This is a genomic window from Neobacillus cucumis (assembly GCF_016908975.1).
Lineage (GTDB): Bacteria > Bacillota > Bacilli > Bacillales > Cytobacillaceae > Neobacillus > Neobacillus cucumis.
This window is the reverse complement of the sequence record NZ_JAFBEX010000010.1, coordinates 19,891-44,920: the sequence shown is the minus strand read 5'-3', so window position 1 is coordinate 44,920 and position 25,030 is coordinate 19,891. Positions and strand designations below refer to the sequence as shown.

Annotated in this window: 18 protein-coding genes; 12 read left to right on the top strand and 6 right to left on the bottom strand. The window is 38.3% G+C overall.

Going from position 1 to position 25,030, the window contains the following annotated elements; all coding sequences use genetic code 11:
- Positions 1-46: 46 nt before the first annotated feature.
- Entirely contained in the window at positions 47-2,941 is a 2,895-nt protein-coding gene (locus JOC76_RS14655) for a 2-oxoglutarate dehydrogenase E1 component (RefSeq protein ID WP_205178666.1), read from the bottom strand.
- Between the two features lie 165 nt (positions 2,942-3,106).
- Here JOC76_RS14655 and JOC76_RS14650 point away from each other — a divergent pair, with 165 nt between their 5' ends.
- A complete protein-coding gene (locus JOC76_RS14650) occupies positions 3,107-4,006 on the top strand; it encodes a LysR family transcriptional regulator (protein ID WP_205178664.1) in 900 nt (299 codons plus the stop codon).
- Positions 4,007-4,115: 109 nt separating this feature from the next.
- Here JOC76_RS14650 and JOC76_RS14645 read toward each other — a convergent pair whose 3' ends face one another.
- Positions 4,116-5,042: a LysR family transcriptional regulator gene (locus JOC76_RS14645; protein ID WP_205178662.1), complete on the bottom strand. Its 927-nt coding sequence runs from the start codon at positions 5,040-5,042 to the stop codon at positions 4,116-4,118.
- A gap of 180 nt (positions 5,043-5,222) precedes the next feature.
- Here JOC76_RS14645 and JOC76_RS14640 point away from each other — a divergent pair, with 180 nt between their 5' ends.
- The 5 genes from JOC76_RS14640 to JOC76_RS14620 all read left to right on the top strand — a co-directional run bounded on the left by JOC76_RS14640 (position 5,223) and on the right by JOC76_RS14620 (position 11,809).
- Complete coding sequence (locus tag JOC76_RS14640) at positions 5,223-6,281, top strand: quercetin 2,3-dioxygenase (protein WP_205178660.1); 1,059 nt, start codon at positions 5,223-5,225, stop codon at positions 6,279-6,281.
- A 27-nt stretch (positions 6,282-6,308) separates the two neighbouring features.
- Complete coding sequence (locus tag JOC76_RS14635; protein ID WP_205178659.1) at positions 6,309-6,479, top strand: hypothetical protein; 171 nt, start codon at positions 6,309-6,311, stop codon at positions 6,477-6,479.
- Entirely contained in the window at positions 6,440-7,264 is an 825-nt protein-coding gene (locus JOC76_RS14630) for an alpha/beta hydrolase (protein ID WP_239557748.1), read from the top strand. Before JOC76_RS14635 ends, JOC76_RS14630 begins: the two co-directional genes overlap by 40 nt.
- Before the next feature lie 263 nt (positions 7,265-7,527).
- Positions 7,528-8,799, top strand: a complete 1,272-nt coding sequence (locus JOC76_RS14625; RefSeq protein WP_205178657.1) for an MFS transporter — start codon at positions 7,528-7,530, stop codon at positions 8,797-8,799.
- 172 nt (positions 8,800-8,971) lie between these two features.
- Positions 8,972-11,809 carry an alpha-L-rhamnosidase gene (locus JOC76_RS14620; RefSeq protein ID WP_205178655.1) on the top strand — a complete coding sequence of 946 codons (2,838 nt, stop codon included), beginning with the start codon at positions 8,972-8,974 and terminating at the stop codon, positions 11,807-11,809.
- A 122-nt stretch (positions 11,810-11,931) separates the two neighbouring features.
- On the opposite strand, the gene dcuS is transcribed toward JOC76_RS14620, so the two are convergent.
- From dcuS to JOC76_RS14600, 4 genes are all read right to left on the bottom strand, one after another.
- On the bottom strand, positions 11,932-13,518 hold the full coding sequence (gene dcuS / locus JOC76_RS14615; protein WP_205178653.1) for a DcuS/MalK family sensor histidine kinase: 1,587 nt from the start codon (positions 13,516-13,518) through the stop codon (positions 11,932-11,934).
- Positions 13,519-13,551: 33 nt separating this feature from the next.
- Positions 13,552-14,229: a response regulator gene (locus tag JOC76_RS14610; RefSeq protein ID WP_205178652.1), complete on the bottom strand. Its 678-nt coding sequence runs from the start codon at positions 14,227-14,229 to the stop codon at positions 13,552-13,554.
- A gap of 115 nt (positions 14,230-14,344) precedes the next feature.
- Complete coding sequence (locus JOC76_RS14605) at positions 14,345-15,598, bottom strand: dicarboxylate/amino acid:cation symporter (RefSeq protein ID WP_205178651.1); 1,254 nt, start codon at positions 15,596-15,598, stop codon at positions 14,345-14,347.
- Positions 15,599-15,783: 185 nt separating this feature from the next.
- Positions 15,784-16,803: an AraC family transcriptional regulator gene (locus JOC76_RS14600; RefSeq protein WP_205178650.1), complete on the bottom strand. Its 1,020-nt coding sequence runs from the start codon at positions 16,801-16,803 to the stop codon at positions 15,784-15,786.
- Between the two features lie 221 nt (positions 16,804-17,024).
- Here JOC76_RS14600 and JOC76_RS14595 point away from each other — a divergent pair, with 221 nt between their 5' ends.
- From JOC76_RS14595 to JOC76_RS14570, 6 genes are all read left to right on the top strand, one after another.
- Complete coding sequence (locus tag JOC76_RS14595; RefSeq protein ID WP_205178649.1) at positions 17,025-17,939, top strand: DMT family transporter; 915 nt, start codon at positions 17,025-17,027, stop codon at positions 17,937-17,939.
- Positions 17,940-18,018: 79 nt separating this feature from the next.
- Entirely contained in the window at positions 18,019-19,227 is a 1,209-nt protein-coding gene (locus JOC76_RS14590) for an MFS transporter (RefSeq protein WP_205178648.1), read from the top strand.
- Positions 19,228-19,663: 436 nt separating this feature from the next.
- Positions 19,664-21,082, top strand: a complete 1,419-nt coding sequence (rhaB, locus tag JOC76_RS14585) for a rhamnulokinase (protein WP_205178647.1) — start codon at positions 19,664-19,666, stop codon at positions 21,080-21,082.
- Between the two features lie 22 nt (positions 21,083-21,104).
- Complete coding sequence (rhaA, locus tag JOC76_RS14580) at positions 21,105-22,358, top strand: L-rhamnose isomerase (RefSeq protein WP_205178646.1); 1,254 nt, start codon at positions 21,105-21,107, stop codon at positions 22,356-22,358.
- Positions 22,359-22,576: 218 nt separating this feature from the next.
- Positions 22,577-23,593 carry an AraC family transcriptional regulator gene (locus JOC76_RS14575; protein WP_205178645.1) on the top strand — a complete coding sequence of 339 codons (1,017 nt, stop codon included), beginning with the start codon at positions 22,577-22,579 and terminating at the stop codon, positions 23,591-23,593.
- A gap of 163 nt (positions 23,594-23,756) precedes the next feature.
- Positions 23,757-25,025: a glycoside hydrolase family 1 protein gene (locus JOC76_RS14570; protein WP_205178643.1), complete on the top strand. Its 1,269-nt coding sequence runs from the start codon at positions 23,757-23,759 to the stop codon at positions 25,023-25,025.
- Positions 25,026-25,030: the final 5 nt, after the last annotated feature.

Here is a 25,030-nt window from a genome sequence, read left to right as displayed (position 1 = left end):
GTACAGTAAGTACTATTATTATCTTGGTATTTGCTATTGATCTTGGTTAGCTTCTAATTAACTCTCTTTCATGTTTCTGTGTATCTTTTACACTATTAAAATTCAAAGCCTGTTGGATAATGTTATCTTGTTCCTTTTTGTGGACGATTGAATCGCCGACTGCGGTGCTTGAACGCGCCTGCCGTCCCATGTATCCAACTGTCAGTTTGCCGGAAGCAAGTTCAAAGAGAGTAGGGGCGATATAATGCCATGCTCCCATATTCTTTGGTTCTTCCTGTACCCAAATGATTTCCTTCAAGTTTGGATAGCGCTTTAGTATTTCTTCTACTTTTTCCATCGGGAATGGATACAATTGCTCGATACGAATGATGTGTATTTCGTCTAATTTTTGCATTTCTTTATTTGAGTCAATTTCGGCAGCCAGATCGATTGCCATTTTACCAGTCGCTAACACTAGCCTCTTTACTTTTTCTCTCCTTTTTCCTAGCTCTGGTTGTTCCACAACCGTTTGGAAACTGCCATCGCTTAGAGCAGTGCCAGGAGAAGAGACCAGCGGGTGACGAAGCAGACTTTTTGGTGTCATAATGACCAGCGGCCTGACGAATTCTGTTCCTAAGATGGATGCTTGCCGGCGCAAAATATGAAAGTATTGGGCAGCACTAGTCAAGTTTGCAACCGTCCAGTTGTTTTCTGCCGCCAACTGTAAAAAGCGTTCAAGACGGGCACTGGAGTGCTCTGGACCCTGGCCCTCATAACCGTGAGGCAGCAAAAGAGTAAGCCCTGACTTTTGTCCCCATTTTGCTCTAGCGGATGAAACAAATTGATCAAACAGAGGTTGTGCTGTGTTAGCAAAATCACCGTATTGTGCTTCCCATATGACAAGTGTTTCAGGAGCAAAGACATTATAGCCATATTCAAAACCTACTACAGCCGCTTCAGACAGTGGGCTATTATGAACCGCAAACGAAGCCCGGGCTTGCGTTAGATGATGCAAGGGTGAATAGGTTTCGTTGGTTTCTGTGTCATGCAGCACAATGTGACGCTGAGCGAACGTTCCACGCTCAGAATCCTGTCCTGTTAGCCGGATGGGTGTGCCTTCTTTTAACAACGTCGCGAATGCAAGCACTTCTGCTACCGCCCATTCTACTTTCCCATTTTCCTCCAGTGCTATTTCACGGCGTTCGAGAATCCGCTTTAATTTTGGATAAACGTGAAAGCTTTCCGGCCATTTCAGCAATTCGCGATTTAATTCACGAAGGGTATTAAGCTGTACATTTGTTTCCAATGGCGGAATTCCTTTCGTGATAACCTTAGGAACCTCTACAACTGCCGATTGCTCATCATGCTTCGTCTCTGACACTTGGTCATATTCAGCTTGGAGCTTTTCTTGTACGCTGCGATTGATTTGTTCGACCTCTTGTTCATTCAAAATACCCTTAGTTCGCAACTGTTCTGAATATAAGGCTTTTACCGTTAGGTGGCCCGCAACTTTTTTGTATACCTGGGGCTGGGTGACCGCAGGGTCGTCCATTTCGTTGTGGCCAAATCGGCGGTATCCGACTAAATCAATCAAAAAATCCTTGTGGAAGCGAGCACGGTATTGATAGGCAAGACGAACAGCTGCCAGACAAGCTTCTGGATCATCCGCATTTACATGCACAATTGGGATCTCAAAGCCTTTTGCCAAGTCACTCGCATATCTCGTAAAACGAGAATCATGGCTATCTGTCGTAAAGCCGACCATGTTGTTCGTGATGATATGAATGGTCCCGCCCGTTTGATATCCTTTTAATCCACCTAAATTTAAAGTTTCTGCTACAATTCCCTGGCCCGGAAATGCAGCATCGCCATGTACCAGTATTGGAAATGCTTTCTTAACATCTTGCTTAGGATATCCTGCTTTTTGACGTTCTTCTTGGGCTGCTCTTGTAAACCCTTCGATTACTGGATCGACAAATTCAAGATGACTCGGATTATTCGCTAAGGTAATCCGTGTACGAAGGGTACTGTCACCCTCGACGAACCGATTGCAGCCTAAGTGGTATTTCACATCTCCTGTCCAGCCCTCACTAATATCGACTAAATCTGCTGACGGTCCTTGTTGTTTGGCGTAAGAGTGCTGAAACTCAGAGAAAATCTTGCTGTATGGTTTATTTAATACATGTGCCAAGACACTTAAGCGGCCACGATGAGCCATTCCAATCAAGACATTTTGTACTTGATCCCCGACACCTTCGTGAATCGCTTCATTAAGCATAGGTACGAGCATGTCTACACCTTCAATAGAAAATCGCTTTTGACCGACAAAAGTTTTGTGTAAGAATTGTTCAAATCCTTCCACCGCTGTCAAACTCTTTAATAGGTTTGCTTGTTCTTCTTTTGATAAGGAGCGATGCATGCCCCCTGTCTCCACGATCCTAGTTAACCATGCTTTTTCGTCCATATTATCAACATGGTTAAATTCGTAAGCTAGTGTAGAGGTATAAAGATTCTTTAAATGGTTTATCGCATCACATGCGGTTTTAACGCTATCAGGTGTATCCTCCCAAACGAGTTTAGATGGAATCGCTTTCAACTCATGGTCACTTAGCCCATATTTTTCAGGGTTGAACAAGTCATGGTGTTTTTCATTCCCTTCTAACGGGTTCATATTTGCCGCTAAATGTCCATGTGAGCGAATGTCTTCTAGAAGTTTTACAACTTTCATCACTTTCTCTATGTCTGCTGAATTTCCTGGAATAACAGAGCCATGTTCGACATTTTCTTTCAATGGAGTTGTCTCAAAAGACAAGGGTGATCCCCATGTTTTAAATAACTCTATTAATTTTGGCTCGACTGTATCTATACCGTTTATATAATGCTCATATTGTTCGATTATATAGCCAAGGTTTGGACCATTAAATTTCCTCCATGGATTTAGTTGGTTTTTCTGTTCTCCCATTCTGGAATACCCCCATGATTGTTTTTCATATAATAATATTTGGAAAGGTAAATGAAGTAATTAACATTGATTAAGGATAAGGATAATGCAATAATGAAGATAAATAAAATTCAAAAATATTATTTTTACTTATAAAAAAACTTTATATCATTACAGGGTGGGACAATGGATTACCGTGACTGGGAAATACTGAAGGTACTTTATAATCAAAAAAATCTTACAAAAACAGCTCGATTATTATTTCTTACTCAACCTGCTTTAACGAGTAGATTAAAGCATATGCAGGAAGAGCTGGGGGTTACAATAGTAACCCGTGAAAGCCGTGGAGTGCATTTTACCCCACAAGGAGAATATCTTGTCCATTGTGCGGAGGAGGCCCTTGCTCATTATGAAAAGATAAAAGAAAATGTCCAAAATATGAGCAATAACGAAAGTAATAATGTGGTAGGTACGTTGAAATTGGGGGTATCTAATTTTTTTGCGAATTATGAACTTCCTTATCTTTTGAAACTATTTAAAAGGCAGTTTCCCCATGTGGAATTCAAGGTGATTACGGGATGGAGCAGAGACGTAACCCAACTTATACACAATAAAGATGTTCATATCGGTTTTGTTCGGGGAGACTATGGATGCAGGGGATTATTGACACATCAATTATTTGAGGAAACCATTTGCATTGCTTCAAAGGATGAGATCGAGATTAGGGATCTTCCTCGTCTTCCGAGAATTGAATATCGAGGGGATTACTTATTAAAATCAATAATTGATCATTGGTGGGCTGAAAATTATGCGCAAGCACCCTTTATTAGTATTGAAGTCGACCAAGTGGATACGTGTAAGGAAATGGTGATAAACGGTTTAGGATATGGTATCCTTTCCAACAGGGTTCTTAACGGAATAGAAGACTTATTCAAAGTCCCAATAACGGATCAAGAAGGAAATCCTATCTTGCGGAGAACGTGGATGTATTATCATAAGGAATCCCTAGAATGGAATGTCCTTAAGGCATTCGTCCATTTTATAGAAAACTTTGATTGGAAAGGTACTCGTACAAAGATTAAATAATTTAGTTTCTGGAAAAATTGCAATTAGATTACTATTTAGTAAGGTTAATAAAATAGAAGTTCATACATTATGTTTTAGAGAATAGGAGAATGAAGTAAATCCACGCTCATTATGGCGTGGATTCTTTATTTTTAAAAAATAGTCCATCTTCGTGTGTATTCATAAATGACTCAAATTCCTTGGTAAATAAAGATATTAAAGGATTATGATTATTCTTATTCCAGGCAATAATGAAATCAATTTCCTCTATTTTCTCTTCTAATTCAATAAAACGAAGAGTTGGAGGGGGATTGACCATTGCAACGGGAAGAATGGAAATACCAATACCAGCTTCAACCATAAGTAAAACAGTTTCAAAGTGGGAACATTCCTGTATGATGTTTGGAGAGATACCATACTTAATAAAGAGTTCTGAAATATGTTTAAATCCATCTGGGGACACTTCTTGATTAATTACAATGATCGGCTCAGAGGCAATCGACGTAATACTAACTCTTCTATGGTTCGCTAGAGGATGTTCACTATTCATAACCACTGTAATGGGAATGTTGGATATTTTCCTAGAGATGATTTCGGGGAATTTTTCAATTGATAACGATAGAGTAAAACCAATATCGATTTCTCCTAGTTTTAAGGAGGCATTAAGTGAATCCCTCGTGTATTGAATTAACTCAATGTTAATCTCCGGATATTTCTTGGAGAATTGATTAATCAGTCTTGGTAAAAAAAGTTTCTCTAGTCCTAAATACCCGATTTTTATGCTTCCTGACAAACCGCTTCCTCTAAGTCTAGCATTACTTATGGCTTCTTCATAATGTGCTATAACGCCTTTGGCATCCTTTAACAATTGAGTCCCAGCATTCGTTAATTGGACAGTTCTTCTATTTCTGATAAATAATTGAACTCCTATTAGTTCTTCAAGATTAGAGATTTGCTTACTAATAGCTGATTGAGCAACAAAGTGTTCCGCTGCTGCCTCGGTAAAACTCAATCGTTCCGCAACAGAGACAAAGTAACATAGTTGTTTTAAATCCATAGGTAATATTTCCCTTCCTATTGAAGATGTTTTGTGGGCTAATTACCCATATGAAAAAAAGGTATAACTGTGAACTATTAGTTATATTCTCTCATGAAATATTCTACCATATACTATCTATTGAAGTTATTGTGATAAATATCTCACATGTAATAGGTTAAACATTGAGGAGGAAAAAAATTGAGTACCTTGTTTAAAAATAAACTTCCGGATCACAAGATCCCTTATTTGGTGAGAAATGGAGAAGGAGAACGTTACTTATTCGGAAGACAGCTAGCTACTATTATTGCAAATGGAACAAGTACTGATAATTTAATAGAAATGGTTATCCTTTCAGGGGGAAAAGAAGATTCCTTCCCATTACATAAACATTTACATAGTCATGAGGGGATCTACGTACTACATGGCAGACTTGAAGTAGTTATAGATGATAAAAAATATTTACTGACCGAAGGAAACTATGCATATATTCCCGCAGGTACCTCTCACAGTTATAAAATGCTTAGTCACCGAACACAGATTTTATCTTTTACATCAAAAGGTGATGTTTCAAAGCTTTATTCCGTTATTGGTGAGCCCTACGATAAATTTGTACACCCTCCAAAAGCGGTTCATGAACCTTCCTATGAAAATTTTAAAAAAGCATCACTCGAAGCAGATGTAGATTTCATTATAGATACTCAAGTTAATCTTGGTACATCACAACTCGTTGAAAATGGGGAAATCCCTGAAGGTGTTGCACCGTATGTTCTTGAAGCAGGAGAGGGAATTCGCTTACTTACCGGAGACCAACTTCATACCCTGATGACAACTCAAGCCAATTCTAATGGCGAATTTATTTTCGTTGTGTCAGAAGGACCAAAAGGAGAAGCCATACCTGAACATTATCATGAAGAACATACGGAATTTTTCTTCTGTATTGAAGGTCAGGTTACATTGTGGGCAAATGGAGAAGAACTCACACTACACCCAGAGGATATTCTCCATGTGCCTGCTAACACTGTTCATTCCTATCGAATGGATTCACATTACACAAAAATGATTGGTATACTCGCGACTGGTCTATTCGAAGCATTTTTCCGTACGCTTGGAGATGTTTACGATGATTATATTTTCCCAAGCGAGCCGGCTCCACTCCGTTTTGATCGAGTACTCCAAAATTTAGATATTCTTGACCTGAAAGTGCTTGGCGGTCGTCCAGCAAAGATTAATAGTGAAATGAAAAAGATCATAAGTTAAAAATTGCATTATTAAGGAGGAGTTCCGTTGGAAGAGTTAGTGGATTATTCTGTAGAAATCATAAAAGACCTCGTTTACGCAGAGATAAATGGAAAACCGTTATTAGCTGATTTATATTTACCCCAGTTGAAAAAAGAGCCTATGCCAGTGATTATTGGCTGCATGGCGGGGGATGGCGTTTCGGGAATCGCAAATTAGGTCCAGATTTTACCCGATATTTTGCCAGCAAGGGCTATGCGATGGTAAGTATTGATTACCGGTTAAGTGATGAAGATACTTTTCCTGCTCAAATTCATGATGTAAAAACAGCAGTTAGATGGGTTAAGAGTATCGCAGGGGAATATGGTCTAAACGGTAATAAGATAGGTCTTTGGGGCTCATCGGCAGGAGGGCATCTTGCCGCACTTGCTTCAACAACTGAACCGAACCAATTTATCGGAGAGAATCCACTCTATTCTGACATGACAAGCGAGGTTCAAGCTGTTGCAATTGGTTATGGACCAATGGATTTTCTCCAAATTGATGAACAACGAGAATTAGATGGAATAAGCGAAGAAGATCCTGAGTCAGTCCAAATTCCAAAGGATAAAAAAACCTCTGATCCTGATTCATTTGAATCGTTGTTTTTAGGAGCCCCCATACTAACATGTCCTGATCGAGTGAAGGAAGCAAATCCATTGACGTATGTAAAAGCTGGGCTTCCTCCATTTCTAATTATGCATGGGTTAAGTGATGTAGCTGTTCCTGCACATCAAAGTCAGTTACTCTATCAAGCACTGGCCGCTAAAGGAAATGAAGTATCACTTTACCTGATTAATGGGCTGGGCCATGGATTTCTAAATCGATCAAATTTAGATGAAGGCGGTCCAAGGATAGCAACGTTTTTTACTTCAAAGAATGGGGGTGGGGAGATTATTGAAGAAAAAAATCTATTAATTTTTGATAAAATTGAGGAGTTTTTTCGAGTACAACTTTCAAAATGAAAATATAGTAAAAAAGAATGCAAACCACGCTTTTTCTTACGTGGTTTGCATTCTTTTTTTAGGATAAATAGTAACTAATATTAGGGACAAACAACTAAAAGGTATTACCTTTAAAGAGATATACAGACTATTTTAATAACTTATGTTTGAAATGGATAGGATTTATGTCACATATGGCTATAGTTATCCATTAGATCCTCCTATAAACTAAGGTTAGAAGCGCTTTCAATAATAAAAATAATATTAGGAAAGAAGGTTGAACAATGAGTTCTAATGTGATCAAAACACCTTTTCCTCGATTAATTACAGGTATTTCACTTGGAAGCTTTGGTTATAATCTCGCACTCATTACACCATTAGCATTCCTGCTTACCGTAAAACTGGCTATGCTTGATCCTGCAAACGTTACCAAAAACTTTAGTATTATTGGTCTTACTACAGGTATAGTTGGAATTTTAAGTCAATATTTGGCAGGTGTAATCAGTGATAGGACTACGTGGAAATTAGGACGCAGACGCCCTTGGATTTTAATTGGTTCAATAGGTGGAGCGGCGGCACTTTACGGGATAGGCGCAGCTAAATCCTTTACAATAGTGTTATTGTTTTGGGCCTTAGCCAAACTCTTATTTAGTTTTATGAGTACGGCTATAACAGCATTAATTCCTGATCAAGTACCGGAAAACAAACGTGGTACTGCTTCTGGAATATATGGTCTTGTCAGTCCGCTAGCCATTATGGTTGGAATTAACTTAATGTTTATCTTAAACAGTTGGTCGATTGAAAGGAAATTTTTAATACTTGGACTAATTTGTGTGGTCTTTGCCATTATTACATGTGTATTAATTAAAGAAGAAAGAGTGGATTATCAACAAGAACGTGGTAAGAATGATTCCTTAACATTTGGTGAAAAAATGTCTCGGATTTATCCAAGTCCAAGAAAATATCCTTACTTTACATTTGGAGTATTAACAAGATTTTTCATGGCTATTGCCTACACAGCAGCTTCTTTTACAAGTGTATATTATCTAGAGCGTTTTCATGTATCCCAACAAGATCTAGCAGGAATTGTTTCTACAAGCATGAATATCACTATCCCAATCTTAGCGGTTGCAAGTATTATCGGTGGTGGTCTCTCTGATAAATTTGGACGCCAAAAACCTTTTGTCTTTCTTGCGGCTGTTGTCACTGCAGTCGGTATATTAGGCTATGGTTTTGCTCCTAGTATTGGCTTTTCCTATGTTTGTGGTTCTATCATTTCCCTTGGCTTTGGTATGTTCTTAGCTGTCGATATCGCCCTAATGTCACGGGTCCTGCCACATCCTGAAGATGCAGCAAAAGATATGGGTATCGTCAATATTGCCAATGATATTGGGCAATCGCTTGCAAACGCAGCTGCAAGTCCAATTGTTGCTGCAGGAGGCTATCCATTATTCTTTGGAGTACTGGCTATTTTCGGAATCCTAGCAGGAATTATCGTTAAACCAATTCCAGAATTGGAAATAAAGGAACCTAATAATATTGAAATTGCTCAGTAAAAAAGTGAAGGAATCCGCGCTCAATTTGCGTGGATTTTATCCATATGTCGGAGGTTACACATGAATATAACCTTGATACTAATTGCAATACCAGCAGTTCTTTTTGAAATAATTGTAGCACCTCTTATTGTAAACAACATGAGAAATAGAGGGCAAATAAGGAGGAAAAGTCTTGACCCAGGTCATCAAGTTAACAATCGAAAATCAGGATAGTCTGATGGGAACGGATATCCTACAGCCGCGTTTCAGCTGGAGACTAGAAAGTGAACGGACAGGCATATTCCAGTCTGCCTATCAAATTAATGTGTTTGAAAATGCATCTTCGGACTTTAAAAAGTTGATTTGGGATTCTAATAAAGTACAATCACAAGTTTCCGTGAACATTCCATATGAAGGCCCTTTATTGCAGAGTAAAACCAGCTATACTTGGCAAGTCCGTGTTTGGTGTTCTAATGGAGAGGAATCAGCGTGGAGCAGTGAAGGTCATTGGGAAATGGGGCTATTACATGAGGAAGAATGGGTGGCGAAATGGATTGAGCCACAGCAAGAAAATGTAACAGAAGAACCGGAACTAACCTTAGAGGATATGTTTATTAATAAGAAAAAAGCGAATCAGCCTTCCCCGGAAGATAGACTGCATCCGCCTAAATTGGTTCGTAAATCCTTTCACATTGATCAAAAGAAAATAGAGAAGGCACGTCTTTACATTACAGCGCATGGACTTTATCACGCTAAAATCAATGGACAAAGAATTACGGATGCAGAATTTACACCTGATTACACATCCTATTCCAACTACCTGCAATATCAAACCTATGATGTTTTGCCCTATTTGCTCGAAGGTGAAAATGTATTAGGAGTCATTCTTGCAGATGGATGGTATGCAGGCAGAATAAGCGTCCCTGGAGGAAGCGCCCAATTTGGCAACAGACTAGGGCTGCTGGCGCAATTGGAAATCACTTATACAGACCAAACAAAACAAATTATAGCTACAGACGATTCGTTTTTATCATCAAACAGTCATTATGTTTACAGCGATATTTTCATTGGAGAAAAACAGGTTAAAAATCTTGAGAAGTCAGGATGGGATCAGCCAGGATATGATAGTTTAACCCATGAATGGGCATCAGTTTCAGTTGCTGATGATAAATTAGCTAACTTAAGAGCCCAATATGGGGAGTTGGTAAAACCGGTTGAAACTCTATCCCCAGTTAATATTTGGAAGGATCAGACCCAAGCTTATATGATTGATTTTGGTCAAGTCATCGCCGGCCGTATCCGACTTCATGTACAGGGTTCAAGCGGACAGGAACTTAAATTTGAACATTGTGAAGTCTTAAACGAAAATGGAGAGTTTTTTAATAATATAGTAGGAAGAAATAAAGAGCAAACCGATTATTATGTGACCAGGGGTGAGAATGGAGAGGTGTTCGAACCAACTTTCACTTTCCATGGTTTCCGTTATGTAAGACTATCAGGCTATGATTCTGAGCTAGAGTATGAGGACATAACAGCAATTGTTTTATATTCAGACATGAAGATGACAGGTCAGTTCACCACATCTGATCCGAAAATTAATCAACTTTGGAACAATATCCAATGGAGCCAAAAAGGCAATATGCTGTCGATTCCGACCGACTGTCCGCAGCGTGAAAAAGCTGGCTGGACGGGTGATATCCAGGTTTTTGCTCCGACCGCTGCCTTCAATATGGATGTCCAAGCATTTTTAACAAGGTGGCTTTGGAACTTAAAGAAGGAGCAAACAGAAGAAGGAGAAATTCTTAATTACTGTCCAGCACCAAAGGATATTTGGAATGATAAGAAATTTACTGAAACGATTTCTTCAGCGGGATGGGGAGATGCCATTCTGATTGTTCCTTGGGTACTTTTTCAGAGGTACGGTGATCGAAGAATCCTAGAACAATGCTTCCCGAAAATGGAAAAATGGCTTGATTATGTACAAAAAAGTGCAGCACAAAATAAAGAAAATGTTGAAAATGAACATGAGCGATATTTATGGGATACAAAGTTTCATTTTGGCGACTGGATGATTCCGAGTTTTATGTTCGGTGAAAAGCCGCAAGGACCAATCGCTTCCGCATTGGTGACGAAGGATCCGATTGCTACTGCCTATTATGCTTATTCTGCTGGTTTATTAGCTGAAGTTTCTAAAATTCTCGGAAGACAAGACAAGGCTGATTATTACCAAACCCTTCATGGTAAGGTGAAAGAAGCCTTTGGAACGGCCTATGTAAACGAGTCAGGGCTAATGACAGCTGATTACCAGGGCGTGTATACGATTGCTCTTGCCTTTAATCTGTTGTCAGGTGATCCAAAGAAAAAGGCAGTCGAAAGATTAGTAGAGTTAATTGAGAAAAATGATTTTAAGATTGATACTGGATTTTTATCAGTTCCTTTTATTATGGATGTTTTATGTGAAAATGGTTATGAGGACATAGCCTATAAGCTTCTTTTCCAAACAGCCTGTCCTTCATGGCTTTATGAAGTAAAAAATGGGGCAACGACCATTTGGGAATCTTGGGAAGCGATTAAACCGGATGGGACAGTCGGTGCTTTTTCCTTTAATCATTATGCTTTTGGTTGTATCGGAGATTGGCTTGTTCGCCATATTGGCGGGTTAACTCCAATGGAACCAGGATACAGTAAGTTTAAGGTAGAACCACATATCTGTGACAGATTAACATTTGCCGAGACCCAATATGAGTCGGTGTATGGTGAAATTAAGGTGAAATGGGAGGTTCAAGACGGGAAAAATATGATTCTTCAAGTCAACATACCGGCCAATTCACTTGCTGTCATATCACTGATAAATATCAGTCAGGACTGCATTCAGGAATTAAAGAATGAAGTGATAAAAATGGGCTATTCGGATGTTCAATTGTATGAAGAAGAAAAACGATTAGCATTCACTGCAGCTTCGGGACAAATAAATATAAAATACAAATTAGAAAATGTATGTGGGTTGGAAAATCGTAAATTACAAGTATAATCAAAAAAAGGGACATTCTCTGATAAAGAATGTCCCTGTCTGTATTTAAAGAGGTTAATTGAATCCCTATACATAAATCAAATTGACTGCCCTAAGTTATTACGTGTTAATCCTGGTTCATTTTAATAGGGGAGGGTAACAGTAAACCTCGTTCCTTTTCCAACCTCTGTAGAAAGTTCAATCTGACCGTGAATTTTTTCTATACTGCGTTTAACAAGAAATAAACCGATTCCTCGATCGTTCCCTTTTGTAGAAAACCCTTTCGAAAATATCTGCTTAACTATATCCGCTTCAATTCCGGGACCATTGTCCGCTATTTCAATTAAAAGCTCATGATCATAATAATCAAAATGAATGAATACCTTTTTATTCTCTTGGCCGGAAAGAGCCTCTAAAGCATTATCAGTTAAGTTTCCAATAATAGTAATTATTTCATGAGTAGTTTCAGGCAGGGCAGGTTCAGGCAAGGTACCTTCTCCTGAGAAGGTAAGTTCTGCCCCCATTTCCCTTGCGTAGCTCATTTTCCCAAGTATGAACCCTGCTAGAGCGGGGTCTTTTATTTTACTTGCAATATAACCGACTTCATTTTGAAGTTGGTCGGAAATATAGTCAATATAATCGGAAAGCTTTTCATATTGCTGCAGGTGAACTAATCCTAACACAACATGAAGCTTGTTCATGAATTCATGGGATTGTGCCCTTAATGCCTCTGCATAAAGTGTGACACCCGTGAGCTCTTTAGCTAATTTATTGATTTCTGTTTTGTCCCGAAAAGTAGTAATGGCCCCAACCATTTGATTACCGACAATAATCGGCAGTTGGTTGGCAAATAGGGTAATACCAGATAAATCAACTTCAATATTCAGACTTGGTTTCCCTGTTTCCAAGACATTTCGCAATTGAAGTTGAGGGAGATATTGGTCCACTAAGTGGCCGACAGGGTTTTCTTTCATTCCTGCTTCTTCAAATAACCGCAGTGCCTCATTATTAATGAGTGTGATTCGGGCATCCTGATCAACTGCTAGGATTCCTTCCTTAGTGGATTGAAGCATGGCACTTCTTTCTTCAAGTAATTTACCAATTTCAAATGGTTCCAGACCAAACATACTTTTCTTTATTTTTCTAGCTAAAAAAATGGCCCCCATAACTCCAATTAATACGCCGAAAATAACAGCTAAATAAATGACATGTTTGCTGTTTTTAACGTTCTGTTTGACCTTATTAAGAGAAATTCCTACCGCAACAGCGCCGATTTGTTTTCCAGCGTCTGAAAATACCGGAGTAAAGGCTCTTAATGAGTACCCTAATGTTCCCTTTGCGATGGAGGTATTTTCTTGACCACGGAGAACAGGTCCTTCATCGCCTCCAACAAAATGTTGCCCAATTTTATCTGGACTAGGATGCGTTTTCCGTATCCCATTCATATCCATCACAACAATAAATTCGACGGCAGTTATCTTAGTCATTTCGCTAGTATATTTCTGTAACTCCAATTCATCTTGCTTTTGTTCCAAATTTTTTATAGTAAGGGGAGAATGCGCAACCATCTTGGCAATATTCATTGCTTTATCTGTTTGATTATTTAGTGTCGTTTCTCCTATTTCGTTACTTATGAGCAAATCGGTGACAAATAAAGCAAGTGCCACAACCCCGCATACTAAAAAGGTTATCGTGGTTTGAAGACGAAACTGTGGTCTTTTTTTTCGCACAGGATCACCCCTTTCCATATTTTTAAAAAAAGGCTATAACCTGTACTTATTCATCGGACGGCCGACAGAACCATATTGAATTTCCATCACAATATCGCCTTTTTTCTCTAGATAGTCTAAATACCGGCGAACAGTGACACGTGCTAATCCAATGCCCGCGGCAACATCTTCAGAAGAAAGAGGCTCATCTTGTCCTTTTAAAAATTGTACGATTTGCTGGAGGGTTCTGTCATTCAACCCTTTTGGCAAATATTCTTCTGACTCGCCCACCTTGCGCTGAACTCCCATTAACTCATCCAAATCTGCTTGCTCAAACGGTTTATTTTCCTTGAATTTTTTTACGGTTTGACGATATTGCTCAAGTGCTGTTTGGAAACGGTCAAATCGGAATGGTTTGACAATATAATCTACAACCCCAGCGCGAAATATCTCCTGAATATGGTGTGGATCACGATTCGCTGTTAAGAGAATAACGTCTAAAGGATAATGGTTATTTCTAATAGTTTGTAACAAAGTAAGTCCATTGGTGTCTGGTAAAAAGAAATCTAGTAAAACGAGATTCGGCTTTTCTTTGTTGATGAATGAGATCGCTTCTTTACCATTGAAAGCTTTTCCAGCTAACTTAAAGCCAGGAAGCTTGGAAACGAATTGAGCATTTATCTCCATGACCATCGGATCATCTTCCACAATCAAGACTTTGATTGGCTCCATGACTTTTCTCCTTTGATATCTTTTCTACCATTATACCCTACTTTTTTTCCTATCCTCAAAAAAACAGCCACGGTTTTCGTGGCTGATGTCTTTTATCTAGTAGTTTTAAAGGAGGTTAGGCCGTTTGACTAATAGATTGCTTGGATGTAACATTCTCATCGAACTCATTTTCCATTTTGGAAACAACGACTGTTGCGACGCCATTGCCAATTAAGTTTGTTAAGGCACGTGCTGTAGACATAAACCGGTCAACCCCTAGAAGAAGAGCAATACCTTCAACTGGTACACTTGGGAAGGCAGCTAAGGTTGCAGCCAACGTTACAAAACCAGAACCAGTTACACCCGCAGCACCTTTAGAAGTTAGCATTAATACGCCTAGTAATGTGACCTCTTGACCAAAGCTTAAGTGAACCCCGAAAGCCTGCGCAATAAAGAGGGCAGCCATAGAAAGATAGATAGATGTTCCATCTAGATTAAAAGAATAGCCAGTAGGAATCACAAGACCTACAACAGACTTAGAACAACCGTATTTCTCTAGTTTTTCAACCATTTTAGGAAGAGCCGATTCAGATGATGAGGTCCCGAGGACTAAGAAGATTTCATCTTTGATATATTTAATAAATTGAAAGATATTAAATCGATAGAACTTCGCAATGCCTCCTAAAACGATAACAATAAATACTATCATAGCTAATACGGTTAACCCGAATAATTTTCCAAGGGATACAAGAGAACCGATACCGAATTCACCAATTGTGTAGGAAATCGCACCAAACGCTGCGATAGGTGAATAATACATAATAATATTGACAATCCGGAAGAAGGTATCGGATAACTTTTCGAAAAACTCAATTACTAATTTTCCTTTTTCTCCAAGTCCAGATAAGGCAATTCCGAATAAAACAGCTAAGAAAAGAATTGGAAGGAGCTGTCCATTTACCATTGCTCCCAGAAAATTATCAGGAATGATTCCCATGATAAAATCCATGAAACTATGGCTTCCTTCTGCCGCTTGTTGGGTGAATTGGGTAATATCCCCTTTTGCACTATGTGCATTTACACCCGCACCTGGTTTGAAAATCGTGGCAAACAGTATCCCAATCGCCAAGGAAATAGTGGAAACGATTTCAAAGTATAATAATGCTTTACCACCGATTCTGCCGACTTTTTTCATATCTCCCATTCCTGCAATCCCGACGACGATTGTTAAGAAGATAATCGGTGCAATCACCATTTTGATCATTTTAACAAAGATATCCGATAAGACTTTTAACTCTGCACCTGTTTTAGGAAATAGGGCACCAAAGATTATACCAAGTACGATTGCGATTAAAACCTGCGTTGTCAGACTTTTAAAATTGATTTTCATTTCCCAATCCTCCGATTCTTATAAAATTGTAAACACTTACAAAAGTGAATCAAGCCAAGATGTAAACTCTAATTGAAAGTATAAATTTTAGAGAATAGTCTGACAATATTTTGGTTATATCGTTCTTTTTGGTGATTTTGGTCACAATTTGTTCACAAATTAATTCATAACAAAAAAACGAAAGTCTACAAAATAGTAGCACTTTCGTTGTTCTTTTTACGATATTCAGCAGGGGTAACACCATGAATTTTTTTAAATGATTTATAGAAAAACGTAATATTGGTATAGCCGACTTTATTAGCGATTTGATCAATGGTTAAATCGGTATTTTCTAGCAGAGTACAGGCATTCTTTATTTTTAGCTGATGGGATAATTCCATAAAAGTCTTGCCTAAATTCGTTTTCAAGAGCCTTGTTAAATGATTTGGATGAAAATGAAACTTCTCCGCTGTCGTTTCTAATGTCAGGGTTTGATAATTCTGTTCCATATAACTCAAAATATCCGAGATAATCGCTTTTTTAAAGGTTGGTTCTTCCTTATTTTCTGATGAGCTATTATAAATCCTTAACAGCTCCGTAAAAGTTAATATCATATAGGAGTTGATGGCCTCATTCGAGCAAAGCTGTGGATCAAAGTATTCCCCCAAAGCTTGAATAATGATTTCTTTAAGTCGATTATTTTGACCCTTAGGAAAAATGATATAGCGACTGTCTTTCTTTTGTTGGTAAATTGCATTCACGAAAAAATCGGTTAATAAATCATTTCCAGAAAGTCTTTGAAGCAGTGCCGAATCAAAATAACTTGTTCGAATCATGATGTTAATAATAATATCATTTTCGGAGGCGTTTTCAATTCCGTGCATAACATTTGTATCTAGTAAACAGAGATCTCCTTCCTTGAGGATCACCTCTTTGCCATTAATGTACTGTGTGCAAGTACCTGAAAAAACATAGTTCATTTCAATAAAGGAATGTCTATGTTCGGTGAATTTGATAAAACGAGGGTGTTTTAGGAAAACAACATTTTGTTCAGGTTTAAAAAAATAATCTACCGGTACAATGTCGGGTGCTTGAACATCTTTCAAAAAAGTTAGTTCTGAGTCTTCTAAGTGGGAGTAATGCCTTGGGTTTTTAGATGTGCCCGAATGCTTTTTTTCAAAATCACTCATTTCCCTCAGTTGTTTTTCGATTATTGTAGTTTCCATGTTCTTCACCCACCTTTATGCATTATTTTATTAATTATAGTTTAACAATTTCTTAATCCTTTATAAAGTATACATACAAAAAGGGATGGATGTTAAGTATGGAGGTCTTAACCAATTATCACTATTAAATATTGTTTTACTATCTTTCGCGATACGAAATACCATGCTATACTATTAAAAGTTTCCAATATAATAACACCCTAGAAAGGTTGTTTATTTACATGTCTAGTACAATAAAAGCTTTTATTAGTCTCTTTTTGGTTTCTGTTTTATGGGGGTGTAATTATCCAGTTAGTTCCTATTTGCTGCAAGGATTTTCACCTGTTTTCTTATCAACCGTTCGAATTTGCTCTACCTCACTTTTTTTGATTATCTGTGCCTTGGTCCATAAGGGGATGAAGCGCCCCACCATTTCAGAGTGGAAATATCTCATTGGTGTTGGAATTTTTGGAACCCTGTTAAATCAAACCTTTTACTTTACGGGTCTCCATCATACAACACCCGCTAACGCCTCATTAATTATTTCTTTGGCACCCATAGCCACCATTTTGTTGGAACGAATCATTTTTAAGGTCAAGTTTACGATTAAAAAATCTGCAGGAGCCATGATTAGTTTAATCGGTGTTTTTTCCATTATTGGCGTTGCAAATGGCGCTTTGGGAATCTCATGGGGAGACTTTAACATTTTAATTGCCATGCTGTGCCTCTCGATCAGTATATTATTTATCCGAGGTTTAGCGAAAACCATGGACACTTTTATTATTACGGTTTATTCGACCGTACTAGGAAGTGTATTGATGATTCCAGCAGCAGGAGTTGAAAATTTAGTGAGCGGCTCTGTTATTAGTCATTCTATCTTAATGTGGATATTGTTAGCTTTTGCTGGGATTATCGCTCAAGGAGTTGCCGGTTTTTGGTGGAATAAAGGGGTAGCTAAAGTCGGCGCAGGTACAGCGTCGATGTTCATGAATATCCAGCCATTTGTCGCTATCCTTGCTTCCCATTTTATTTTAGGAAATCATATTTCGCTAAATCAAATCATTGGCGGGATTTTGGTATTACTCGGCGTATTTATTGCGAATATGCCATCGGTTAAAGCTGTCGTTTCTACTGGGTCAAATAAAGCAGCAATGTGAAGAGTCCTCCTCAAGGAAGACTTTTTTTATTAGTCATAAAAGTATGACCGTACGGGTTCAGGAATAGGGAGAAAAACAAATGACAAATAATTCTAAGGGAATAGAAATGAATCAATCAAAAGGGATAACATTGACAAAAGGTTTAGTTTTGTTAATGTCCATTACATGTGGTCTAGCTGTGGCCAATCTTTATTACAACCAGCCGCTTTTAGCCGATATGGGACGGACATTTCATGCCAATTCACATCAAGTAGGAAACATATCAATGTTTACACAAATTGGCTATGCAATAGGGATGTTTTTATTCGTGCCATTAGGAGATATGAAAGAGCGCCGTCAACTTATAACCGTTTTATTAGGTTCTGTAACCATTTCACTTATTGGCGTTGCTACAGCACAAAATCTCCTTTGGATTTACGTGGCTAGTTTGGCTGTCGGAATCACTACGGTTGTACCTCAGGTCATTATACCGCTGGCAGCACAGATGGCTGGGCCAGAAGAAAGGGGAAAAGTAATTGGCAGTGTGATGAGCGGATTACTTTTTGGTATACTTCTCGCACGAACCGTAGCGGGTTTTATTGGAGGCAGCTTTGGCTGGCGGATGATGTATTGGGTGGCGGCAGTATTAATGTTAGCATTAGCGATTATATTAAAACAAATCTTGCCTAAAAGTCATCCGGAAGCAAATTTAACCTATCGCCAAGTGTTAAAATCCATTGGTGAATTAATTGTCACTCAGCCAACCTTACGAGAAGCGTCTTTAGTGGGAGCATTGTTGTTTGGAGGTTTTAGCGTATTCTGGACTTCGCTTGCATTTTATTTAGAGGGAGCACCTTATTACTTTGGAAGTGAAGTGACGGGTTTATTTGGTTTGGTTGGTGTTGTCGGGGCTGCGGCAGCGCCCCTTGTAGGACGTTTAGCTGATCGGTTTAGCCCAAAGTTAATGGTTGGACTGTTCATTCTCATTACGTTGTTATCCTATCTTTTCTTTGGATTTTTAGGTTCTGCTGTCTGGGGAATCATCGTTGGGGTTATTCTGTTAGATTTAGGTGTACAGGGGGCACAGATCTCTAACCAAACCAGAATCTATAGTTTAGTTCCAGAGGCAAGAAGCCGGTTAAATACCGTATTTATGGTGACCTATTTCCTTGGTGGGTCACTAGGTTCCTCACTTGGGAGCTATGCTTGGAACCTATGGCAGTGGCGGGGCGTCTGTTTAACCGGAGGAATAATGATTGTTTTAGGGTTCATTGTTTGGGGAATCCACCAGCTAAAATATAAAAGTTAATCATTTAACATCACAGACTATTCTGTGGTGTTTTTTTATGGATCTGAAGTAATTGAATATTGGTTTCACTGTGTTTGAAAAATAACCGAAAAAATTCCGTTTAAATTGGGAAATACTCATATTTCCTTAAAAATAGAGGAAGTTTTTCCGTTTATATGATCCAAAACTTTTGATTTTGTCTTATTTATAGATTTTAAGCGGAATATTTCCGCTTATATCTGGTTCATAAGCTTCAACCATATACTTTAGCCGGAAATTCTCCGCTTATGAATCCTCATACCTACACGAAAATCAACAATAAAGAGGCTTTTAAAAAAAATGAGAGGTGAATGCAAATAAGGACAATAAATTGGTCCAATCAAGTTATAGGAAAAACCTCATTTTCTAGTATTATATAAGTATATCAGTAAGCGTTTCCAACCGAGAGGTGATATTAATGACAAAATACAGTATTGCTGTCGATATTGGTGCATCAAGCGGCAGACTCATTTTAGGCTGGCTAGAAAACGGGTTATTAAAACTAGATGAAATTCATCGTTTTGAAAACAAGATTGTTAAAAAAGGTGACTCCTATTGCTGGGAGGCCGACCAGCTTTTTCAAGAAATCAAAAATGGATTAAAAAAGTGCAATGAACTTGGCATCAAACCAGATAGTATCGGAATCGATACATGGGCAGTTGACTTTGTTTTACTAGATGAAAAGGACCAACCATTAACTGAGGCAGTTTCTTATCGGGATCCAAGAACAGACGGAATGATGGAGCAAGTTTTTGAGAAAATCATGAAAGAGCGTCTATATCTGGAAACAGGCATCCAGTTCCAAAAGTTTAATACCATCTATCAATTATATTCCATTAAACAACAGTCACCAGAAATCCTAGATCAAGCAAAATCATTCTTAATGATTCCCGATTACTTCAATTACCTTCTTACAGGTAAAAAAGCAAACGAATACACCAATGCTACTTCCACGCAGCTAGTCAATGCTTTTACGAAAAAATGGGATCATGACTTGTTGGATAGGTTAGAAATTAATAAAGAAATGTTCCAGGAAATTAAAGCGCCTAAGACCGTTCTTGGAACGTTAAAAGAAGAACTAGTTTCAGAGTTAGGCTTTGACCTGCAAGTCATTCTGCCTGCTACACATGACACAGGTTCAGCGGTAATTGCCGTTCCTGAAGAAAATGAAACGATTTATATCAGTTCCGGCACATGGTCGCTGATTGGTGTGGAAAACCACTTCCCAATTTGTGTCACCAAAGCATTAGACTACAATTTCACCAATGAGGGCGGAATTGATTACCAGTACCGCTTCTTAAAAAATATTATGGGTCTTTGGATGATTCAAGAGGTAAGACGCAATTACCATAATGAATATTCATTTGCTGAACTGGTTGATTTGGCAAGGGAAGCTAAGGACTTTAAGGCTGTGGTTAATGTCAATGATGACCGGTTCCTAAAACCTGAAAACATGGTTCAAGAAATCATGAATTATTGTGTGGAAACAGGCCAGCCGGTCCCTAGCACACCTGGCGAAGTCGCAAAATGCGTATATGATAGTTTAGCAGTCAGCTATCAGGATGCCGTAAACGAAATTGAAGAAATTTTTGAAAGACGATTTGAAAAAATCAATGTCATCGGCGGCGGCTGTCAAAATGAAATGTTGAACCAACTTGTGGCGGATGTAACGAAAAAAGAAGTGTATGCAGGGCCAGTTGAAGCGACTGCTATTGGCAATATCGTGGCTCAGTTAATGGCGCTCGATGAAATTCAAGATCTTAAAGAAGCTCGTAAGATTGTGAAAAATTCTTTCGAAGTAAAAAAATATTTACCCACTGCACCGATTACAAACTAACGGATAAGAGAGGAAGAAATTTATGTCTATACAAGAAAACTATGAACTTGCTAAAAAGGCTTATGAAAAATGGGGAATTAATGTTGAGGAAGTCATTGAAAAATTAAAAAATGTACCAATTTCAATTCATTGCTGGCAGGGGGATGACATCGGAGGATTTGAAGTGAATCAAAAAGAATTATCAGGTGGAATTTCCGTTACAGGAAATTATCCTGGTAAAGCGTCAACACCTGAAGAATTAAGAGCTGACTTAGAAAAAGCACTTTCCTTGATTCCTGGTAAACATCGAGTTAACTTACATGCTATTTATGCGGAAACAAATGGAGAAGTAGTTGAAAGAGATCAATTAGAACCAAAGCACTTCGAAAACTGGGTGAATTGGGCAAAGGAAAATGGTTTAGGGTTAGACTACAACCCAACATTGTTTTCACACCCTAAAGCAGATGATGGCTTAACACTTTCACATCCAAACGAAGAAATCCGCGAATTCTGGATTAATCACTGCATTGGCAGCCGGAAAATTGGTGAGTATTTCGGAAAAGAACTTGGTACACCAGCCTTAACAAATATTTGGATTCCAGATGGATACAAGGATATTCCAAGTGACCGCCTCACACCAAGAAAGAGACTAAAAGAATCATTAGATAAGATTTTTGCAGTAGAAGTAGATGAGAAATACAATCTTGATGCGGTGGAAAGTAAAGTATTTGGAATCGGCTCAGAATCTTACGTAGTTGGTTCTCACGAATTCTATCTTAATTATGCTATGAAAAATGATAAATTATGCTTACTAGATACAGGACACTATCATCCAACCGAAACCGTATCGAACAAGATTTCATCTATGCTTTTATTTAGCGAAAAACTAGCATTGCATGTGTCAAGACCAGTACGTTGGGACAGTGACCATGTGGTTATCCTTGATGATGAATTAAAAGAAATTGCCTTAGAAATCGTCCGTAATGATGCATTAGACCGTGTCATCATCGGCCTTGACTTCTTTGATGCCAGCATCAACCGTGTCGCTGCTTGGACAATCGGAACTCGCAACATGATTAAGGCATTATTATCTGCTTTGTTAGTACCAAACGAGTATCTAAAACAACTTCAAGAAGAAGGTAACTTTACGGAAAGACTAGCATTAATGGAAGAATTCAAAACTTATCCATTTGGTGCTGTTTGGGATTACTACTGCGAAAAAATGGGTGTGCCAGTAAGAGAGTCTTGGTTAGAAGAAGTAAAAGCGTATGAGCAAGAGGTTTTATTAAAGCGATAAGTTGATTTTATAAGGAAGACCCAAAAAGGCGGTAAATAGACTCCTTTTTGGGTTTTCTTTTTTAGTTAATAGAAGGGATTCTACATTGAATTGAAGATTTCTACGAAAAATAGGTATAATTCTACGAAGTTTTAAGCTATTCTACAAATTAAAGATGGAATTCTACATTTATTGTAAATTAATTTCCAATTTTCTTCAATTTGATGGGGAGGGTTCATATGAATAATGTTGATTTACATTCTTTCCTACAAGCCAACAATATTAGGGAGGCACCAGATTGGGACGTTATAAAAAACACCTATAATCCAGAGCCTGTAACTGAAGTAAATGGTCAACCCGTTTACAATTTTAATATGATCTTTGATCCCACAATCAACCCAATTGAGGATAACATTTTCATTTCTCAGTGTCCCGTCGCTGCAGAAGTCCCTATGCATATTCATCAATATATTGAACTTATATATGTTTATCAAGGGAATTGCACGGTTATCATGGAGGATCATGAAATAAACATGACTGCGGGCGGAACCATCATGATTGATAAAAACACCCCTCATACAATAAAAGAGATATCAAAATCTGATATTGTGATTGAGATGAAACTCAAGCATGACTACTTATCAACAGGGTTCCTTAGCCGATTTACTAATAAGAGTATCATCTCGCAATTTCTGATTGACTCCCTAATCGATAGTCGAAGAACCAATAACTATCTATACTTCCCTTTTGAAGTTCCTTCAAAAGTAGTTGGAATCATGGAGCAAATTATGTGTGAGCATTTTGATAAGGACGTTTTTACGTCGGAAATGATTGATGCCTATCTTTTCATCTTGTTTACAGAATTAATCCGTCACAGTAACAGCTCGAATAATGAACAAAAAGACGATATCAAGCAAAAGGATTCTATTGTTTTAGAGTTTCTAAAATATATTGATGATCATTTTAAAGACTGCAGCTTAACGGAAATGGCTGATCACTATAAATATCATCCAAACTATATTTCTGCTGTTCTTAAAAAGGCAACCGGAAAGTCATTTAAGGATCTCCTTCAAATTCAAAGACTAAATAAGGCAGCTTTATATCTAACAAACTCAGACCTTCCTATCCCTGATATTGCGGAAGAGGTTGGCTATTCCAGTTTATCTTTTTTCTATAAAAAATTTAATGAAGTGTACTTTCAAACACCTAAAGAATATCGGGATCAACAGTCTCGAAGTTATATTAATCAAAGTTAAATCATGTAATGGAACCGCTTATTCGGCGGTTTTATTTTTTTACAAAAATACAAAATCTTTGATTCGAGCAATAAACCTCTTTGTTTTTAATATTATAAACACTGAAAACGCTTGCTAAAATATAGGTAATCAGCAGGATAAAAGAAAACAAGGAGTGTTTAAAATGGAATTACATTTTCCATCTCATTTTCTTTGGGGTTCAACAACAGCCGCTTACCAAGTAGAGGGGAATAATTATAACAGCGATTTCTGGGCGGAAGAGCATTCGGAGGGCTCACCTTATAAAGATAAATCAGGAGATACTATTGATCATTATCGGCTTTATCGAGAAGATATTGCCTTGATGGCCAGCCTAGGTTTAAACACCTATCGGTTCTCAATCGAATGGTCGAGAATAGAACCTGAACCAGGGCAATATTCTCGGTCGGCAATCGAGCATTATCGGGATGTTCTCGAAACATGTTATAAACACGGAATAACACCTGTGGTCGCTATGCATCACTTTTCTTCACCTAAGTGGCTCATGAGACTGGGAGGATGGGCAAGCCCTGAAGTTCCCGACCGTTTTGCAAAATATTGTGAAGTGGTGTTCCGCGAAATAGGGCATTTAATTCCCTACGTACTAACGATGAATGAAATCAACCTGCCAGTTATGTTACGGGAGATTTTTTCAAAAATCGGTTTTATCCCTCCAGTCGGGATTGATAGAGAAGCGTGGACTGCTCCTAAATGGAGGGAGTCAGCTGCCAAATTATGCGGAACGACGATTGAAAACTATTTTACTTTCCATATGATCTCGGATGAGTCTTCTATCAAAATATTAAAAGAAACACATCAAAAGGCCCGTGAGGCAATTAAAAAGATTCAGCCCAATACGAAAGTTGGCTTTTCGATGGCACTTTCAGATATTCAGTCCATCCCGGGCGGTGAGGAGCTGGCCGAGCAAAAATGGCACAGTTACTTTAAACAATATTTGCCTATGTTAGAAGGGGATGACTTTTTCGGGCTGCAAAATTACACCAGAGAGGTATACGGGCCAGAAGGTCAAGTAAGACCAGCTGAAGAAGCAGAACTTACACAAATGGGCTATGAATTTTATCCTGAGGCGCTTGGTAATGTAATTCGAAAGGTAGCAAAAGATATAGACATTCCAATTATGATCACAGAACACGGTATCGCAACTGATGAAGACGAACGAAGGGTAGAATTCATTGGTAAAGCTCTAGAAGGTGTGCAAGCCTGTCTTGCTGATGGCATTGATGTTAGAGGCTATCTTCATTGGACTACTTTTGATAACTATGAATGGCAATCTGGGTATTCATTGAAATTTGGGCTAATCGAAGTTGACCGAACCACGCAGGAACGAAAAGTAAAGGAAAGTGCTCGTTGCTTAGGAAGTATTGCCCAAATGAATACCTTAGTATCGAAATAATATCT

Coding starts and splice junctions, on each gene's coding strand:
- JOC76_RS14655 (WP_205178666.1), bottom strand. CDS start 2,941: ATGGGAGAACAGAAAAACCAACTAAATCCATGGAGGAAATTTAATGGT.
- JOC76_RS14650 (WP_205178664.1), top strand. CDS start 3,107: ATGGATTACCGTGACTGGGAAATACTGAAGGTACTTTATAATCAAAAA.
- JOC76_RS14645 (WP_205178662.1), bottom strand. CDS start 5,042: ATGGATTTAAAACAACTATGTTACTTTGTCTCTGTTGCGGAACGATTG.
- JOC76_RS14625 (WP_205178657.1), top strand. CDS start 7,528: ATGAGTTCTAATGTGATCAAAACACCTTTTCCTCGATTAATTACAGGT.
- JOC76_RS14610 (WP_205178652.1), bottom strand. CDS start 14,229: ATGGAGCCAATCAAAGTCTTGATTGTGGAAGATGATCCGATGGTCATG.
- JOC76_RS14605 (WP_205178651.1), bottom strand. CDS start 15,598: ATGAAAATCAATTTTAAAAGTCTGACAACGCAGGTTTTAATCGCAATC.
- JOC76_RS14600 (WP_205178650.1), bottom strand. CDS start 16,803: ATGGAAACTACAATAATCGAAAAACAACTGAGGGAAATGAGTGATTTT.
- JOC76_RS14595 (WP_205178649.1), top strand. CDS start 17,025: ATGTCTAGTACAATAAAAGCTTTTATTAGTCTCTTTTTGGTTTCTGTT.
- JOC76_RS14590 (WP_205178648.1), top strand. CDS start 18,019: ATGACAAATAATTCTAAGGGAATAGAAATGAATCAATCAAAAGGGATA.
- rhaB (WP_205178647.1), top strand. CDS start 19,664: ATGACAAAATACAGTATTGCTGTCGATATTGGTGCATCAAGCGGCAGA.
- rhaA (WP_205178646.1), top strand. CDS start 21,105: ATGTCTATACAAGAAAACTATGAACTTGCTAAAAAGGCTTATGAAAAA.
- JOC76_RS14575 (WP_205178645.1), top strand. CDS start 22,577: ATGAATAATGTTGATTTACATTCTTTCCTACAAGCCAACAATATTAGG.
- JOC76_RS14570 (WP_205178643.1), top strand. CDS start 23,757: ATGGAATTACATTTTCCATCTCATTTTCTTTGGGGTTCAACAACAGCC.